Annotated in this window: 15 protein-coding genes; 3 read left to right on the top strand and 12 right to left on the bottom strand. The window is 66.3% G+C overall.

What is annotated here, in order from left to right; translation table 11 throughout:
- Positions 1 to 4: 4 nt before the first annotated feature.
- The 11 genes from IP69_RS07115 to IP69_RS07065 form a co-directional block, all read right to left on the bottom strand.
- Entirely contained in the window at positions 5 to 586 is a 582-nt protein-coding gene (locus IP69_RS07115; RefSeq protein WP_054142123.1) for a cob(I)yrinic acid a,c-diamide adenosyltransferase, read from the bottom strand.
- A 79-nt stretch (positions 587 to 665) separates the two neighbouring features.
- The gene (locus IP69_RS07110; protein ID WP_197279728.1) at positions 666 to 1,118 is read right to left on the bottom strand and encodes an acyloxyacyl hydrolase; all 453 of its coding nucleotides are present in this window, start codon (positions 1,116 to 1,118) and stop codon (positions 666 to 668) included.
- A 334-nt stretch (positions 1,119 to 1,452) separates the two neighbouring features.
- Positions 1,453 to 1,647, bottom strand: a complete 195-nt coding sequence (locus IP69_RS07105; RefSeq protein ID WP_054142121.1) for a twin transmembrane helix small protein — start codon at positions 1,645 to 1,647, stop codon at positions 1,453 to 1,455.
- A gap of 124 nt (positions 1,648 to 1,771) precedes the next feature.
- Positions 1,772 to 3,055, bottom strand: a complete 1,284-nt coding sequence (locus IP69_RS07100; protein ID WP_054142120.1) for a glycosyltransferase — start codon at positions 3,053 to 3,055, stop codon at positions 1,772 to 1,774.
- 144 nt (positions 3,056 to 3,199) lie between these two features.
- Positions 3,200 to 3,484 (bottom strand): hypothetical protein, encoded by a 285-nt coding sequence (locus tag IP69_RS07095; RefSeq protein ID WP_054142119.1) that lies wholly within the window; start codon positions 3,482 to 3,484, stop codon positions 3,200 to 3,202.
- A gap of 39 nt (positions 3,485 to 3,523) precedes the next feature.
- A complete protein-coding gene (locus IP69_RS07090; RefSeq protein WP_054142118.1) occupies positions 3,524 to 4,321 on the bottom strand; it encodes a polysaccharide deacetylase family protein in 798 nt (265 codons plus the stop codon).
- Positions 4,318 to 5,457: a glycosyltransferase family 4 protein gene (locus IP69_RS22485; protein ID WP_054142117.1), complete on the bottom strand. Its 1,140-nt coding sequence runs from the start codon at positions 5,455 to 5,457 to the stop codon at positions 4,318 to 4,320. The genes IP69_RS07090 and IP69_RS22485 overlap by 4 nt, the downstream gene beginning before the upstream one ends.
- 32 nt (positions 5,458 to 5,489) lie before the next feature.
- Positions 5,490 to 6,677: an ABC transporter permease gene (locus tag IP69_RS07080; protein WP_054142116.1), complete on the bottom strand. Its 1,188-nt coding sequence runs from the start codon at positions 6,675 to 6,677 to the stop codon at positions 5,490 to 5,492.
- 14 nt (positions 6,678 to 6,691) lie between these two features.
- On the bottom strand, positions 6,692 to 7,690 hold the full coding sequence (locus tag IP69_RS07075; RefSeq protein WP_054142268.1) for an ABC transporter permease: 999 nt from the start codon (positions 7,688 to 7,690) through the stop codon (positions 6,692 to 6,694).
- Between the two features lie 6 nt (positions 7,691 to 7,696).
- The gene (locus tag IP69_RS07070) at positions 7,697 to 9,676 is read right to left on the bottom strand and encodes an ABC transporter substrate-binding protein (protein WP_082359080.1); all 1,980 of its coding nucleotides are present in this window, start codon (positions 9,674 to 9,676) and stop codon (positions 7,697 to 7,699) included.
- Between the two features lie 16 nt (positions 9,677 to 9,692).
- Complete coding sequence (locus tag IP69_RS07065; RefSeq protein ID WP_054142115.1) at positions 9,693 to 11,576, bottom strand: ABC transporter ATP-binding protein; 1,884 nt, start codon at positions 11,574 to 11,576, stop codon at positions 9,693 to 9,695.
- A 348-nt stretch (positions 11,577 to 11,924) separates the two neighbouring features.
- Between IP69_RS07065 and IP69_RS07060 the strand changes: the two genes are divergently transcribed.
- Genes IP69_RS07060 through IP69_RS07050 form a run of 3 tightly spaced genes read left to right on the top strand, consistent with a single transcriptional unit; the run spans position 11,925 to position 17,057 of the window.
- Positions 11,925 to 14,663: an ABC transporter ATP-binding protein/permease gene (locus IP69_RS07060; protein ID WP_197279726.1), complete on the top strand. Its 2,739-nt coding sequence runs from the start codon at positions 11,925 to 11,927 to the stop codon at positions 14,661 to 14,663.
- Entirely contained in the window at positions 14,660 to 15,109 is a 450-nt protein-coding gene (locus tag IP69_RS07055; protein ID WP_054142113.1) for a Crp/Fnr family transcriptional regulator, read from the top strand. Before IP69_RS07060 ends, IP69_RS07055 begins: the two co-directional genes overlap by 4 nt.
- 16 nt (positions 15,110 to 15,125) lie before the next feature.
- On the top strand, positions 15,126 to 17,057 hold the full coding sequence (locus tag IP69_RS07050) for an adenylate/guanylate cyclase domain-containing protein (protein ID WP_156323333.1): 1,932 nt from the start codon (positions 15,126 to 15,128) through the stop codon (positions 17,055 to 17,057).
- Between the two features lie 57 nt (positions 17,058 to 17,114).
- On the opposite strand, the gene IP69_RS07045 is transcribed toward IP69_RS07050, so the two are convergent.
- Entirely contained in the window at positions 17,115 to 17,720 is a 606-nt protein-coding gene (locus tag IP69_RS07045; RefSeq protein WP_156323332.1) for a hypothetical protein, read from the bottom strand.
- Positions 17,721 to 17,732: the final 12 nt, after the last annotated feature.

Here is a 17,732-nt window from a genome sequence, read left to right as displayed (position 1 = left end):
TGACCTAGCGATTCTGGCCCGGCACCCAGAGCACATCGCCCCCAGCCCTGGCATTCAGATAGCGCGACGCGACGAACAGGAAATCGGAGAGGCGGTTGACATAGTGCAGCGCCGGCGTGCCGACGATTTCGCCGGGCGTCTGGGCCAGTTCGGTCATCATCCGCTCCGCACGGCGGCTGACCGTCCGCGCCAGATGCAGATGCGTGGCAGCCGGCGTCCCGCCCGGCAGCACGAAGGAGCGCAACGGCGCGAGATCGGCGTTCAGCCGATCAATGTCGGCTTCGATCCGCTCCACCTGAGCCTCGACGATGCGCAGCGGCTCATAGGCCGGCGGCTCACCCGTATCGGGGGTCGACAGGTCGGCGCCGAGATCGAACAGATCGTTGCTGATCAGCCCGAGCATCGTGTCAAGTGTGGGGTCCTCGATGGCGGCATGCAGCCGCGCGATGCCGATGCAGGCATTGGTCTCGTCGATGGTGCCGTAGGTGGCGACGCGCAGATCGTATTTCGCGCGCCGAGGCCCTGCCGCGAGGCCGGTGGTGCCGTCGTCGCCGGTGCGGGTGTAGATTTTGTTGAGCTTGACCATGACCGCCTTATAGCGCGGCGCCTGCCGAACGGAAGGCGTCCCGTGAGCGCAGGCTTGCTTTGTGCCAGCCGTGTCGGCGTCAGAACGTGTAACCGAGTCGGGCCCCGACATTGGCAGGGCCGCGCGGCTGGTTGCGGTCCGAGCAGCCGGCTGTGCTGAAATGCTCGAGCGTCGCCACCAGGCTCCAGCGATCATTGAGGCGCACGCCAAGCGCGGCAGCCTCGCGCGTGCCCGTGTTGCAGCCGAGATTGAGCCGATCCTGCGGTATCACGGCGCCGGTCTTGCCGTCGTTGACGGCAGCGCCGAGGCTGGCCTCGACGAAGACGGTCTTGCTCAGATCCACCGTCCAGGTCGCGCCGGCATAGGCATAGCGCGTGCCGTTGAAATTGGCGCTGGCGCCGAGATGGAAGCGTGGGACGATGGCATTGGCGAAACGGTCGGCCAGGGTGAAGGGCCGTGGTGTCGCGATCTCGCCGCTGAAATTGAGAAGGCCGCTCTCGCGGCCGCCTGGATTGGCGACGGCAGTGCCCACGCGCGCTTCCCAGGACAGGGTTGGTGAGGGTTCGCTTGCCGGGGCATAGCTTGAGACTCCGGCCGGGAGACCCTGCGCCTGTGCCGCCGGAGGCCAGCTTGTCAGGAGACCGGCGAGGAGCAGCAACGCGACGCGAACCATGAGCAATCTGTTCTTCTTGTCGGCAAGATGAGCGTTAGCAGATCGCAAAGACTCGTGACCGGATTATGGCCGCACTGGGGCAAAGCCCCGTTCATCGTCGGGGTCGTTGCGATTTATTGTTTGAAATCAACGACTTGTTCTGGCGTGGGCGCGTCTGCCCGGCGGCGCCCGGTTCAGACCGATGGCGCAGGGCTCAGGCGCTGCGCCACCACATCACAAACAGGATCACCAGGATCGCCACGAATTGCAGGATCACCCGCAGGCGCATCAGTTTCTGGGACGTCCCCGCGCTGCCGCCGCGCAGCATATTGGCCAGGCCCAGCAAAAGAACGACGGCGACCGCGCCGACGGCGACGGGGACGAGTGAACCGGTCAATGTCATGCTCATCCCATAAAGTGCCGCTGCGCGCTTTGCCAGCGCAGGGGCAGGCCAGTGACGCAAGGCCGCAGGAGGTATTTGTGCCGATCGGCGGCTTTGATGAGCCGAGCCGCATCGCGCGTGGCGGGGCGGGCTAGCTGGTCAAAGCCGCGTTCTGCGCGAGCAGACGACTCCGGATCGGCATGGACAGGTCGTCGGCAAGAGCCCGGCTGATGGCAGGCAGACCGTCGAGCAGGCTCGGCACGAAGGCTTGCGATGGCGGCAGGCGTCGCGGCAGCGCATGCAGCGCTGCAGCCATGACGAACGGGTCGCGCTCGCCGTCGCCATTCTCGGACGGATCGTGGAGCACATCGATCAGCTTGAGTTCGTCGGCCCGCTCGGCGCGGATCGCCTGTTCGAGCCGCGGCTTGACGCGCGGCACGATCAGCGCGGGCTTGTCGAAGGACAGCACCTCGCAGAAGGTGTTGTAGCCGCCCATCGCCACGACGCAGTGAGCGCGGTTCATCAGCAATTCGAGGCGTGGCTCGAAGCCCAGCCCTTCCAGCTTGGGGTTCTTGGCGATGCGCTCGGCAAAGTCCTTCCGGCGCTCACGCGACATGAAGGGGCCGAACACAATCAGCGCCGGCAAGGCGATGGTCGGATCGGCCTCATAGGCGGAAATGACCCAGTCGATGACGCCGGCGCCATCGCCGCCGCCACCCGGGGTCACCAGGATAAAGGGCCCCTTGGTGATGCGCGGATAGCGGTTGGGCGGGATCGGGCTCGGCACGGCGCGCTTCAGGTAACCGGTATAACGGATCTTGTGGGCAAAGAGATGCTGGTTAGGCAGGCCGGCCAGCGGCTGGTAGATGCCCTCGAGGCCGTAGACGAAGATGTCGTCATAGATCTGGTCGAGCGCCTCGAGAGCCCCGCTCTGGCGCCATTCCTCAAGCAGTTTGGCGGGCTCGTCGAGAACGTCACGCAAGCCCAGAACGATCCGCGCGCCGCGGCGGCGCAGAATGTCGAGCGCCGGTACCAGTTCGCCGCGCAGGCCGATCGGCTCCTTGTCGACGATGACGACATCGGGATCGAAGGAGAGCACGACCTGCTTGATGATGTCGGTGCGCAGCCGGATCGTGTCGTTCAGGTCGAGATTGAGATGATGAGGCCCATAGCGGCCGTCACTCTGCTTCTCGATGCCCGGAATGCGGACGTAATCGACACCATCCCCGAACTGAAAGCTCGAAATCACCGACGAGCCCGAGACGATGATCACCGAGATGTGGGGATAGCTGGCGACGAGCGAATTGGCGATCGCCCGGCAGCGGCGAATATGGCCGAGGCCGAACGTGTCGTGGCTGTAGATCAGGACGCGTGGCGCATGGGGACTGCGCGGCGCGCGCTCGGTGCCCGAAAGATCGACGACATTGAAAGGCATATCCGCGTCGCCCCCCGCAGATAGATTACACGACCTCGAGCGAGGACGAACGCACCTGAGAATACGCCGGCCGCTTATAGCGTGGCGCCGAAGGCGATCCAAGCCCGGTCATGCGGCGAGAATCATCCCGCCCTGCGACGGTCGTTACGGGCAGATGTATCCCGCGCCGTCTGGCACGCAACGGTTGCCGTTCGGCAGAACCAGCGCGCCGCGTGCATCGCGCAGGACCCGCTCGCCATTGGGAAGCAGGAACCCGCCTGTCGCATCCATCGGTGCGCGCGATCCGTCGGGCAGGACCACCTCGCTGCCGACGATGCTGATGCGTTTGGCCGGTGTGGCGCTCGGCATGCCCTCCAGTTGCGGCCTGGGGGGCGCGCTGCAGGCGGCGAGGGTGAGGGTGGCGAGACAGGCGGCGATCAGTTTTTTCATACGCGCTCAACGTCTTTGATGGGATCGGGTTCCGTCCATTTAACCGGCGTCTTGCCGTGAGGGAATGCCGATCCCAAAGAGTTTGCGCGGATCGGTCGCCACGATGGCGGGATGGCCTAGGGTTAAGGCAAGGAAGGCTTCCAGGAATGCCCAGGCTGTCGCATCATGGTCGAGATGATGGAGCAGAACGCCGAACGTCACCTCGCCCTCCGTGTCATCCCGGTGGGCAGCCAGCAGCCGGCACGTTTCCGCGATCAACTCCGCCGGAGAACGCCCGACCCGGCCGCCGCCCCAGTCCATGATGTCGAGATCGGTGTTGGCGAGACGGGGGCCGCCTGCCGGCCCAAGGCCAAAGCCGCGAAAGCAGGAAAGTCCGCTGAACCCCAAAGCCGGCAGCAGCGCGGCCCGGGCGGGATCGATCCGGTTCCAGGGTGGGACGAAGACCGGCAGGAGCGCCGGCCCGAACAGATCGTCGAGCCGGCTACGGGCTTCGCCAATTTCGCCTGAAATCGCGCCGGCCGAACGCTGCCGCCCAAACTCGGACTTCTTGGCGCCATCAGGGGCAAGATTGCGGTGCCAGCAGCCATGCTGACAGGGCAGCAGCGCCGGCATCGTCTCGAGGGCGCGCGCGAGGGCGGGTTCCGCCAGCATCGGGATGACGGCGAGCAGGACGGGAAGCTCAAAGCGTTCGCCGAGCGCGGCCAAGCAGTCCAGCGAGGGGCTGGGCGCGATCGCGTCGTCGTCGCGCAACCAGAGCCGGATCCTGCGGCCGGCCGCGCTCCAGCGGTCCAGTTCGGCGAACAGCGGATGCCAGTTGTCCTGCGTCGCACCGGTCATGAGGTCTGCTCGCTTTGGCCAACGGCTTCCCGTGCCCGGCGGTTGGCGGCCGCGACTGCCAGAGCCCGTTCGAGAATGACGGACGCCCGCGCGGGGTTGCGCTCGGTCAGGGCGAAGCTGCGCGCGGCCTTGCCCATCGTCATGCGCAGTGCAGGGTCGTCGAGCAGGCGCCGCAGGGCGCGGCCAAAGCCGGGTTCGTCGCCCTCAGCGGCGAGCAGGGCGGTCGTCCCGTCGCAAACGGTGGCGGAGACGCCACCGCTGTCGAAGGCCACGATCGGCAGGCCGACGGCCTGCGCCTCGAGATAGACCAGCCCATAGGCCTCGCGGACGCCGGGCCAGACGAAGATGTCATGGGCCGCCAATTCGGCGACGACGCGATCATGCGGAATGGCGCCGCGCCAGGCGACCCGCCCCTCCGGCAGATCAGCGAAGGCCTGCTCGATATCGCCACGCTTGCGGCCGTCACCGATGATGGTCAGCGTCCAGGCTCGATCCGTCAGGGCGGCGAGCAGGCGGGCGAGAACCCGGTAGCTGTTTTCCTTGGTGCCCTCACGCATCATCGCGACCGTGACGAGGCGCGGCACCGGCGCCGGGCTCGCCCGTGCGGGAGGCTCGTCCTGGAAGGCGATGAAGGGCGGCAATTCCATCAGCGCGGTCTGGGCGCTGCGCCAAGGTTCGAGACCCTGCCTGTCGCGATCGGTGAAATACAGATGCAGGTCGGCGGCTGCCAGTCCGGCACGCACGATATGGGTATGGGCAGCCCAATCGCCGCTGGCGCGCCGCTGGGCATCGCTGGCCTCGGCCACGACATAGGGGATGCGCAGATGGGCGGTGACGGCCGGCCCGAGCAGATCGGGGGCCTTGTAATAGTTGTGATAGGTAAACCAGAGCTCGGGCGGAGGCTCGCCTTCGCGCCAGCGCGCCCGCAGGCTCTCGATGCGGGCGGCCGCCTCATGCTGGTGGCGGGCGAGCCTTTCAGCATCGGAACTCGCCATGAAGTCGCGCGCCGCCAGCACCGGCTCGACGCTATGGCCCAACCCTGTGAGTACGGCGACGAGCTGGCGCGCCATGCGACGGTCGCCCGAGATGCGGCCGTCACCATAGGCATTGAGCGGCGTGTGGAAGGCGATGCGCACCGGTGCTCGGGCTCGAAGGAAACGCCGTGCCCTCAGCGATACGGATCGGCCGCGTCGCGCAGGCCGTCGCCGAGGAAGTTGAAGGCCAGGATGATCAGGATCACCGGCACGACCGGATAGAGCAACCAGGGATACAACGCCACCACGTTGATGTTCTGGGCCTCGTTGAGCATCACGCCCCAGCTGGTGATCGGCGGGCGCAGGCCCAGGCCCAGGAAGCTCAGCGCGGTTTCGCCGAGGATGGTCTTCGGGATCGTGATCGTCGCCGAGGCGATGAGATGGCTCATGAAGCCCGGCACCAGATGCAGGCCGATGATGCGGGCGGGTTTGGCGCCCATCAGCTGCGCGGCGACGACGTAATCCTCCTCGCGCAGCGACAGAAGCTTCGAGCGCACGGCGCGCGCCAGCCCGGTCCAGTCCATCAGGCCGAGGATCACGGTGATGCCGAAATAAACCAGGATCGGGCTCCAGGAGGGCGGCATGATCGCCGCCAGCGCCAGCCACAGCGGGATATGCGGCAGCGACTGCACGATCTCGATCAGGCGCTGGACGACGAGATCGACCTTGCCGCCGTAATAGCCGGCAATGCCGCCGATGATGACGCCGAGCACGAAGGAGACGAAGACGCCGAGCAGGCCGATCGAGAGCGAGATGCGGCCGCCATAGAGAATGCGCGAGAGCATGTCGCGGCCGAGCCGGTCCGAGCCGAGCAGGAACAGCGTGCCCCCCTCCGGCGCGCAGACGAGACGGCGGTTGCCGGGGATCAGACCCCAGAACAGGTAATCGTCGCCCTGGCAGAAGAAGCGCAGCGGCTGCGGACGGCTGCGGTCGACATCGTATTCGCGCTTCAGATTCTCCATGTTGAGGCGCTGGACGTAAGGGTAAACGAAGGGTCCGATCAGGCGCCCTTCATGGAAGAGATGAACCTCCTGCCGCGGCGCCCGGATGAAATCGGTGTTGCGCGTGGTGTAGTGATAGGGGGCCAGGAACTCGGCGAAGGCGGCACAAGCGTAGATCACCAGGATGACGACGCCGGAGATCACCGCCAGCTTGTGGCGACGGAATTTCCACCACATCAGCTGCCATTGCGAGGCGAGATAGACCCGCTCCTGCTCGGGCGTCATCACCTCGACGGCGTTGGGCTCGAAGGGTGCGGTCGATGCCGTATGCGGCAGCGGTGCGCCTTCGGGCGGCAGCGTTGGGGTCGAGGCCCGGCCCATTTGTGCGGTGTCGCTCACTTGGTCGCCGCCCCCTGCAGGCGGATGCGCGGATCGAGAATCGCAAGCGCAATGTCGGAGATCAGCACACCGATCACGGTCAGGAAGGACAAAAACATCAGGAATGAACCGGCGAGATACATGTCCTGGCTCTGCAAGGCGCGGATCAGGAGTGGGCCGGTCGTCTGCAGCGAGAGCACGATCGCGACGATCTCGGCGCCCGAGACGATCGAGGGCAGGATGTCGCCGATGTCCGAGACAAAGAAATTCAGCGACATGCGCAGCGGGTATTTGCGCAGCGCCTTGCCGGGGGGGAGGCCCTTGGCGCGGGCGGTAACGTAATACTGCTTCTGGAGCTCGTCGAGCAGGTTGGCGCGCACGGAGCGGATCATGCCGGCCGTGCCGCCGGCGCCGATGATGATCACCGGAATCCAGAGATGCTCCAGCACGGACATCGCCTTGGCCCAGCTCATCGGCTGGTTGAGATATTGCGGATCGACGAGCCCGCCGATCGAGGTGCCGAACCAGACATTGGCTGTGTACATGAAGACGAGCGCCAGCAGGAAATGCGGCACGGCAAGCCCGATCAGCCCGACGAAGGTCAGGCCGTAATCGCCCCAGCTATACTGATGCGTTGCCGAATAGATGCCGATCGGGAAGGCGACGACCCAGGTGAAGATGATCGTGAAGAAGGAGACGATCATGGTCAGCATCAGGCGATCGCCGACGATCTCCCGCACCGGGCGCTGATATTCAAAGGAGTAGCCCATGTCGCCCTGGAGCAATCCGGTGACCCACCAGAAATAGCGCTCGTGCACGGGCCGGTCGAAACCGTACTCCTTCTTGAGGAATTCGATGCGCGACAGGTCGGCCTTCTCGCCCTGCGCCTGCATCTCGGCGGCCAGCGTCTCGAAATAGTCGCCCTCGGGAAGGTTGATGACCGTGAAGATCAGCGCGCTGGTGATCAGCAGCGTCGGGATCATCACCAGGATGCGCTTAAGGATGTATTTCAGCAGCACGGTTCAGCTCTTGGGCTTGTCGAGACCGGCCGTCTTGGCCGTGTCGAACCAAAAAGTGTCGGGCATGTATCGCCCGAAGAAGGCGCCCGGTTCGAAGCTGTAGAGGCCCTTCTGAGGCACGTTCTTCAGGTCGCGCGAGACCACCACCGGCTGCAGCGTGCCGTTGATGACACCGATCGCAAACAGCTGCTGCGCATTGATCTCCAACATGCGCTGCCAGATCTGCCGGCGTTGAGCCCTGGTCTCGCTGGTTCGCCAGCCATTGTAGAGCGCCACCAGTTCGCGAACCTCGGCGACGTCAGGCTCCTCGCCCTCGCGTCCACCGGTTTCCAGGAACTGCCCCCAGCGCGGCCAGTTGAACTGGGCCGAACTGGTCGGGGCCAGGGCTTCGGGCTCCATATCCGCCGAGACCAGGCCGTTATCCATGCCCGCCCAGGCCGACATGACGGTCTGGCCGGCCACGATGCGGCGGCGGAAGACGTCGCGCTGGGTCGAGCGTGGATAGATCTTGATGCCGACGGCGTAGAAGTCCTGCTTGATCAGGTCGAGGATGTCGGTCTCCTCGGTGCTCTCGCCGGCGGTCTCGATGGTGAATTCGAGCCGGCGTCCGTCCGGCAGCAGGCGCACGCCGTCGCTGTCGCGCTTCCTCAGCCCGGCCTCGTCGAGCAGCCTGTCGGCGAGAGCTGGATCATACTGCATCCACATCCTGGCATAGTCGGGGTTGTGGAGCGGGCTTTCGGGCAAGGCGGTGTTGCCGCTTTCCTTGGCCAACCCGAAGAAGATGACCTGGTTGATGTCCTTGCGGTTGATCGCGACCGACAGGGCCTTGCGATAGCGCAGGTCGCGGTTGAGATCGCGCCAGACGGGGTCGATCGCGTTCATGTTCGGCATCAGCGCGAAATACGAGCCCTCGGCCCGCTTCCACAGCCGGACGTCGAAGTTCATCCGCTTCGAGGCGTCCTTCAGGAAGGTGTAGTTGTCGAAGCGCAGATAGCGCGCCTGGAGATCGGCTTCGCCGGCGGCGGCCTTGGCGGGCACGAGCGAGCTGGTGCCAACGGTCAGCGTGGTCTCGTCGACATAGGGCAGTTGCCGCCCGTTCTGATCGACGCGGTGGAAATAGGGATTGCGCTGGAAGGTGAACTGTTCCGCCGGCAGCGGCGTGATGTTGCGCCAGGGATCAAGCGTCGGCAGGTCGGGATTTTCGGGGCGATACATCCGCGAGAGCCGCTCATGCAGCGCGCCCCAGTCGCGAACGCGGGCCTGCTTGACGCGCGAATGCAGCGTCACCGGATCGGCGTGGTCGATGTGGAACTGCTTCAGATAGCCCGAGGGCATGCAGATATAGGTCGGCTGCGCGCCGGCGAGCGAGGGCAGGAAGATCGGGTTGGGCTTGGCCCAGCTGTAGCGGATCTCGGTCTCGCTCAGCACCTCGAAGACCGGGGGTTCGCCGCCCGCGAGTAGGGCCTGGGGCGGCCCGCCCGGCGACAGCCGCCGATTATTGGCGACATGCTCCCACCAGTAGCGGAAATCTTCTGCCGTAAAGGGCGAGCCGTCCGACCAGCGATGCCCGGGGCGCAGCCGCAGCGTGAAGATGCGGCCGTCGCGTTCCTCGTAGCTTTCGAGCACGTCGGGCACGATGTCGAGATTGGTATCGTAGCCGACGAGCCGCGTGTAGCCGTAGAGCGTCATCATGCGGATGTCGCGCTGGTCGCCCATCAGCATGCGCATCGTGCCGCCATGGCGGCCGGGCCGGCGGTCCTCGCCCGACACCTCGACGATGCGCGGCGATGACGGAAGGCGCTGGGCGATCGCGGGCAGGGTTCCCGCGGCAACCTGCGAGGCGAAGAAGGGGCTGTCGATCCATTCGGTCGGCCGGGCGGTGGCAGCTGGGGCGAGCCGCGGCAGGCCCAGCGAGGCGAGGGCGGCCGACCCCAGCAGCAGGGTATCGCGCCGGGTCGGACGAGACGAGCGTCGCCGGATCATCGCGCAACCTCCCTGATCATGCCATCTCCCGGATGTCGGCGCCCGGGCGGGCGAGAACGAAATGCCCGTCGCCCAGCGGCAGATGGGCCAGCGGCTGCCCATCGGGATCGCGCCTGAAGGCGGGTGCCCAATGGGTCGCGTCGGAGGCGCCGCCCGGCGCTGCGAGCTTGAAGTCGAGCTTGCGGTCGAGATCGGCGAAGGGCACCGATTTGAGCAGCGCCCGGGTGTAGGGGTGCATCGGCTTCGAGAACAGCGCGTGGCGCGGCGCTATCTCGACGATCTTGCCATTGGCCATCACCGCGATGCGATCGGCCATGTAATTCACCACGGCAAGATTGTGGGAGATGAACAGGAAGGTCAGCCCGCGCTCGGCCTGGAGATCCTTGAGCAGGTTGAGGATCTGCGCCTGGACCGAGACGTCGAGCGCCGAGACGGGCTCGTCGCAGATGATCAGATCGGGGTCGAGGGCGAGGGCGCGGGCGATGCCGATGCGCTGGCGCTGGCCGCCGGAGAAGGAATGCGGATAGCGGTTGAGGAAGCGGACATCGAGCCCGACATCCTCCATCAAAGCCTTCACCCGCTCCGTCTGGTCGCTGCCGCTGCCCTTGCCGTGGATGACGAGCGGTTCGCGCAGGATGTTCATCACGGTCATGCGCGGCGACAACGACGAGACCGGGTCCTGGAAGATCATCTGGACACGCGGACGGAAGGCGCGCAGCGCCTCGCCCTCGAGACCCAGCACGTCGACCTGTTCGCTGCCATCGTCGAAGCGGATCGTGCCCGCATCGGGCGTGACGGCGCGCATGATGATCTTGCTGACGGTGGTCTTGCCGCAGCCGCTTTCGCCGACGAGCCCGAGGCATTCGCCGCGCTGGATGTCGAAGCCGACATCATCGACCGCGAGCACCGTCTGCTGCGTACCCTTGCCGAAGAAGCTGCGCGAGCCGGTGGTGTAGGCCTTGCGCAGGCCACGTACCGCGAGCAGCGGCGCGGCTTCGACGCCGGGCTGAGGCGGGGCGACACTGCGTGGCGCGGCCGGCGGGCGCGGCCTGGCTTCGCGCAGCGCCACCAGCCGCTCGCCGTCTTCCATGTCGAAATGCGGCGAGGCCTTGAGCAGGGCCTTGAGATAGGGGTGGCGCGGGCGGCGGAAAATGTCCTCGACCGGGCCGCTTTCCATGATCTCGCCGTGATAGATCACCACGACCTCGTCGGCCATGTTGGCGACGACGCCGAGATCATGGGTGATCAGCAGGATCGCCATGCCCATCTCGGCCTGGAGATCGCGCATCAGATCGAGCACCTGGGCCTGGATGGTGACATCGAGCGCGGTGGTCGGCTCGTCGGCGATCAGCAGGGCCGGCTGGCAGATCAGCGCCATGGCGAGCATGGCGCGCTGGCGCAGGCCGCCCGAGAGCTCGAACGAATAGTTCCCGTAGGCGCGCACCGGATCCTTGAAGCCGACACGGCCGAGCATGGTCTCAATCAATCCGCGGGCTTGCGCCTTGGACATCGGCCGGTGCAGCAGCAGCGCTTCCTCGATCTGGTTGCCGATGGTGTGGACCGGCGAGAGCGAGGACATCGGCTCCTGGAAGATCATGCCGATGCGCCCGCCCCGCAGCGCGCGGATCTCCTTGCCCTCGGCGGGAAGGCTCGCAATGTCGATCGCGGTTTCGGGCGCCAGCGGATCGCGAAACAGGATTTCGCCACCGGTGACGCCGCCGGCGCGCGGCAGCAACCCCATGATGGCCTGCGAGATGACCGATTTGCCGGATCCGGATTCGCCGACGAGCGCAACCGTGCGGCCGGCCGGGACGCGCAGGCTGACACCCTTCACGACTTCGCGAGCGAGCCCGTGAACCGTGAAGCCGATGCGCAAATCGCTGACCCGAAGAATATCCATCGGCCCCTTTCGGCGGAATTAAGTCATTGGCCCGTGACATGGCCCCGAGGCCACTAGACGTGGAAAGTGCCACCTTGCCAATGGCTTTTGACCACAGCCATCGGTACGTCGGACCATGAGCGGGGCAGATGACATCGTCGCAACACGGCCAGGGAGCAAGGTTCGTCAAAGGGGCGGGCCATTCCAGGCGCCTGGGACCGACCCTGGGTCGAGGCTGGCGGCGCCGGGGTCTTTCCTTGTCCCGCGATCGGCTGCCGCGCGCCTCATTGCGGTTTGCGCGAAGCTGGCACACATATGGTCGCTGCGGGCGAGACGGGCGCGCAGAGCTGGCGCCGGCGAGGATTTCCCTTGGAGACCAATCTCTTCCGATATGTCTGGGAGAAGAGCCGCAGCGAACAGATCGTCGTCCTGCTGATCATTCTCGGCTCGATCCCGTTCTACTGGGCTTCTTTCGACGTGCCCAAGCGCATCGTCAACGACGCCATCCAGGGCGGGGCGTTCAGGGACGGCAAGACCACCGCGACGTTGCTGGAGTTTTCGATCGGGCTGCCGTCCTTTCTCGGGGGCGCCAGTGTCAAGCTGTTCGACGGCTTTCAGGTCGGCCAGTTTGGCCTGCTGCTGGGCTTGAGCGGCTATTTCCTGTTTCTCGTGCTGATCAACGGCGCGTTCAAATACGTCATCAATGTTCGCAAGGGGATTCTCGGCGAGCGCATGCTGAGACGCATGCGCTATGATCTGTTCAGCCTGCTCATGCGCTTCCGCCCGGAGGACATCCGCGCGGTCAAGCCGGCCGAGGTCGCCAGCATGATCAAGGACGAGGTCGAGCCGATCGGCGGCTTCGTCGGCGATGCCTTCATCCAGCCCGTGTTCCTGCTGACGCAGGCCCTCACCGCGCTCGTCTTCATCATGGTTCAGAGCGTCTGGCTGGGTTCGATCGCGCTCTCGATCGTGCTGGCCCAGGCGATCATCATCCCGATCCTGCGGCGCGAGCAGCTTCGTTTGGGCCGCGAGCGGCAGATCGCCTCGCGTCAGCTCGCCGGCCGCATCGGCGAGATCGTCGATGCCGGACCGACGATCCAGGGCCATGGCGCCACCACCTATGTGCAGTCCGACATCGCGGGCCGCCTGGGCCGGCTTTTCGACATCCGCTATGCGCTGTTCAAGCGCAAATTCGCGGTCAAGTTCCTGAACAACCTGCTCGCCCAGATCACGCCGTTCTTCTTCTACGCGATCGGCGGCTTCTTCGCGCTGCAGGGCCGGATGGATATCGGCCAGCTTGTCGCCGTCATCGCCGCCTATCGCGACCTGCCGCCGCCGGTGAAGGAGCTGATCGACTGGGACCAGCAGCGCAACGACGTCACCATCAAGTACGAGCAGGTGATCGCCCAGTTCAACAGGGACGAAACGGTCGAGATCGACGAGGCCAATGGGGTCGCGCGCCTGCGGGAGAAAGGCACGATCAGGCTCGAGAGCGTGCAGATGCTGGACAACCGGGGGCAACCCCTGCTGACGCCGCTTTCGGCGCAGATCCCCAGGCCCGGCACCGTGGCTGTGATCGGGCCGCGCGGTGGGGCCATCGATGTGCTCGGTCGCATCCTGGGCCGACAGGCGATGAGCTATTCCGGCCGTGTCCTGATCGACGGCGCGCCTCTGGCGCGCATGTCCGTCGAGCGGGCGAGCCACCTGATCGGCTATGCCGGCACCGAGACGGAAATCATCGCCGGGACGATCCGCGAAAACATCCTGCTGCCCCTGAAGCGGCGCCGGCCCGATTGGCGGCCCGAAGGCAAGATGTCGTCAGACCAGCACCGGCGCTTCCTGGAGGCGGTGCGTTCGGGCAATACGCCCTTGCCGTTCGAGTCGGACTGGACCGATTACGAAGGCGCCGGCGTGGCCGACGAGGCCGCCCTGGCGGAGCGTGTCCGGGCCGTCCTCGACGTTCTCGGCTGCGCGGAGGATGTCTACGAACTCGGCCTCGACGGCAAGGTCACGGCGTCCTTGCGGGTCGAGGCCAAGGCGCAGATCGTCGATGCGCGCGCGGCGGTGGCGGAGGAGCTTGCGCGCAGCAAGCTCGAGGGGTTGATCACAGCCTTCGATCCCGAACGCTACAACGCCAACGCCTCGATCGCCGAGAACCTGATCTTCGGCGCCCGCATGGGGCCGCGCTTCGCCAATGAGACGCTGCTGTTCGAGCCCTATGCCCATGCGATCCTGAAGGCTGAATCCCTGATCGACCCCCTGGTCGAGGTCGGATCGCGCATCGCGGCGACGGTCGCCGAAATCTTCTCGGGCCTGCCGCACGGGCATGCCCTGTTCGAGCGCTACTCGTTCGGGTCCGGGCTGGAATTCGATCGCCTGGGCGAACTGGCGCTGCTGCTGACCAAGCACGACATGCGCGTGCCGCTCGAAGCCGTGGCCGAGCGTGATCTGGTCGCGCTGGCGCTCGGTTATATCGAGCCCAAGCACCGGCTCAATCTGCTCGACGAGCGTCTGCGCGAGCGCATCTTGCGGGCGCGCGCGAGCTTCAAAACGCATCTGCCTGCCGATGCCGCCGAGGATGTCGACTTCTACGACCCTGGCCGGGTCATGCTCGGCGCCAGTCTGCGCGACAACCTGATGTTCGGGCGCATCGGCTATGGCGTGGCGGATGCAAGCCGGAAGGTCGCGAAAATCGTGCGCAAGGCCCTGGCCCGTGCGGGGCTCGATGGCGATCTCTACCGGATCGGCCTCGACACCGATTGCGGCATCAGGGGCCGTTTCCTGCCGACGCGGCTGAAGCTTGCCGTGCCGCTGGCGCAGGCGCTGATCAAGGCGCCGCAGATCGCGGTTCTGGATGTCGGCGCCTTCCTGGCGACGGCGTCCGAACCCGATCAGGTCGTCGCCAGGCTGCGAGAACATTGCGCTGGCATGACCCTGTTTCTTCTTGTCGAGGATGCTAGTCTGATCGACGGCGTCCCGCTGCGGATCGTCTTCGACGGCCCGGCCGGTGCTGTCGAAAGCGATAGTGACACGGAGGATGCAGGGCGCGCAGCCCTGGCCTCGTCGCAGCAGCGGGGCGGTACCCAGCAGATGGAGGCGCGACCATGACACTCGAAGCGGATCTGTCCTGCCTGCGCCAGCTGCCGGTCTTCGCGGCCCTGCCGGTGCCGCGGCTGAAGCTGGTGGCGCTGATGGGGGAGAAGCTGCATTTCGACGCCGGCACGCTGATCATCGCAGAGGGTGAGAAGCCGGAGGGCGTCTATGTGATCCTTCACGGCGCACTGGAGATTTCGCATGAGGGCGCCGACGGAACACGCGCGCGGCTTTCGCTCCATTCGGGTAGCTTGATCGGCGACGTGCCGCTGCTGTCGGGGCAGGCTTATGTCGGCGCGGTCACGGCCAAAACCGACGTGACGGCGTTGCGTCTGCCGAAGGATTTGTTCTTCGAACTTCTCGAGACGATTCCGGACTTCAGTCTGGCGCTGGCGCGCGATCTCGCGGCGCGACTGTACCGGCTGGCGAATTATACCCTCCATGGGGAGAAGGTGCATTGATGATGCAGGTGCCGGCATGAGCCTGCCGCAGTCAGCCCCGGTGCGCTCCCCCGGCATGGGCGCGGGGATGGGCCAGGTCTCGTCATGGAGCCGGGATATCCGCTTCGCTTCGGGCATGGTGCTGCTGTTCTTCTCGGCCACCCATTTCCTCAACCATGCCGTGGGGATCGTCGGCATCGAGGCGATGGAGCAGGTGCAGGAGTGGCGCTACTGGCTCTGGCACTCCTGGTTCGGAACGGTGCTGCTCTACGCGTCTCTGGTGGTGCATCCGTTCTTCGCCCTGGTGCGCGTGGCGCAGCGCCGCACCTTCAAGATGCCGGCGCGCGAGATGCTGCAGATCGCGCTGGGCCTGGCGATCCCGCTGTTCCTGATCGATCATATCGTCGGGACGCGGGTGATGGGCAGCTTCTTCCATCTCGACGAGAGCTATCGCGCCGTCCTGCGCCGGCTCTGGCCGGGTCTGGCCGATTCGCAGTCGCTGCTTTTGCTGCTGGTCTGGGTCCATGGCATCATCGGCCTGCATTTTTCGCTGCGGGCGCGTGATGCCTATCAGCGCTGGCGGGACCCGTTCCTGCTGGCTGCGATCCTGATCCCGATCCTGTCGCTGATCGGCTTTGCCGTCGGCGGGCGCGAGGCCGGCCAAATGGCGATGGCGCCGGAGGTTGCGACCGACGCGCAGATCGTCATGTTCAACCAGAACGTCACCTGGGCGAAGACGGTGTTCTACGGACTCGTCGGCGGTTTCGTCGCCTTCGTCGGCTTTCGCGAGATCCGGGTCCGGACGACGCGGCAGATCACGGTGCGGTTCGTCGGCCATGGCGTGCGCAAGCTTGCCCCGGGGCTGACCGTGCTGGAGATGTTCCGACGCTTCGGCATTCCCCACGCGGCGCTGTGCGGCGGGCGGGCGCGCTGCGCCACCTGTCGCGTGCTGGTGCTGGACGGAGGCGATGATCTCCCACGGCCGGGGCCCAACGAGGCCAAGCTGCTGCGCCGGATCGCTGCCCCCGAGCGGGTGCGCCTGGCCTGCCAGATCAGGCCGAAAGACGATCTGCAGGTGCAGATTCTGCTGGCATCGCGCCTGAAAGCGACGACGCCAGGCGATTTCGAACCCGACACCAATGTCGGCAAGCGCGGCCTGACCGTGGTGGTGGCGGATCTGCGGGCGTTCTCGGCTTTGTCGGAGCGGCAGCTGCCGCAGGAGCTGATCGGCCTGCTCAACCGCTTCTTCGACGAGATGGCGCAGGCGATCGCGGCCCATGGCGGCCGCATCGACGCGTTTTACGGGGACGGCTTCATGGCCGTGTTCGGGCTGGAAGGCACGCCCGCCAAGAGCGCGCAGACGGCGATCGCTGCCGCCGCCGACATCGTGCGCGCCGTCGAGGCGCTGAACCGCGAGTTCGGCGCGGCGCTGCCGCTGCCGCTGCGCATCGGCATCGGCATCCACACCGGGCAGGCGATCACCGGCGCGGTCGAGAACGACAGCCTGGGCCGGCGCGACATTACCGTCGGCAACACGGTGGCGGTGGCTGCGCAGCTCGAACTGGCGACGCGGCGCGTGCTGGCGGATATCCTGGTATCGGAGGACACGATCCGGGCGAGCGGCCGCAGCTATCGCGGGACGACGGCACTGAAGATCACGATCCGCGGGCGCGAGAAGCCGCTCAATGCTGTTGGCTTCGCCAGTGCGCCGGAGATCGCGGATGCGCCGGCCCCGGATCCGGAGCCGATCGCACCCGCTGCATCGATCGCGGCTGATGACACCGATCCGGGTGTCGTCGAGCGGTCCGACGGGGTCACCCTGGTTGCGGCGCCGCAGGAGGATGTTCTGGCGGTCGTGGAGAACGGGAAGGCGGTTCCTGCCGACGAGCCGCCGCCGCCCGCCGCTCGGCCCACGCCACGCAGGAGAGCGCCGAAGAAGCCGGCGGCGCCTGACGAGACGGGAACGTAAAGGCCTCCGCCGCGCTCACAGGGGTAGAGCCAAGCCCTGTGGCGCGGCAGCTGGAGTTCAATCCGTCACGGCGCTTGTCGGTGCGGCCTCGAAAACCAGGAAGCGCCGGCGGTCGAAGCCCGCAGCCTGCAAGGTCTCGTCATTGATCGTCAATTCAAGATCGATGGCCGGGGGCGTGCGGCGGGTCGCCAGGAGTGCGCCGATCTGCCCCTGCGCCCGCTCCAGATCCAGTGCGTAATCGATCACCAGAACATCGGCGGACGCGGCCAGCGCCAGCAGCTCCGATGGGATCGCGCCCTGCCGTCCGAACGGCTTGAGGGACAGGCCCAGCAGGATGAGCGCATAAGGATGCGCCGGCGCGAGCGTGATCTCCTGCAGCTTGGCGGCGCGGTGGCGCAGGCGGCAAGGCGCGCCGTTGAGCCGCTCGGCCGCAAAATCCGGGATTTTTGGGTCGATCACGGTCACGCTGTCGGGGCGATGCGTCAGGAAGCCGGTGATCGGCAGGCCGGCGCCGCCGATCTCGACGATATGGTCGCAAGACCGCACCGCATGGGCGGCGAGCACCTGCCGCAGGGCCGCTGCCGGGTTTGCCAGATGGGGCAGGAGCGTGCCCGCAGGCGCGTCGCTGGCCTTTGCCAGCGTGCTTGCATATGGTCCCGCCACCTTCAAACCGCC

Origin of the sequence: Allobosea sp. AAP35, from assembly GCF_001295925.1 — a bacterium.
In the GTDB taxonomy this organism is placed as follows: domain Bacteria; phylum Pseudomonadota; class Alphaproteobacteria; order Rhizobiales; family Beijerinckiaceae; genus Allobosea.
Note: the sequence above shows the minus strand (reverse complement) of the source record. Positions and strands in the feature narration are given on the sequence as shown.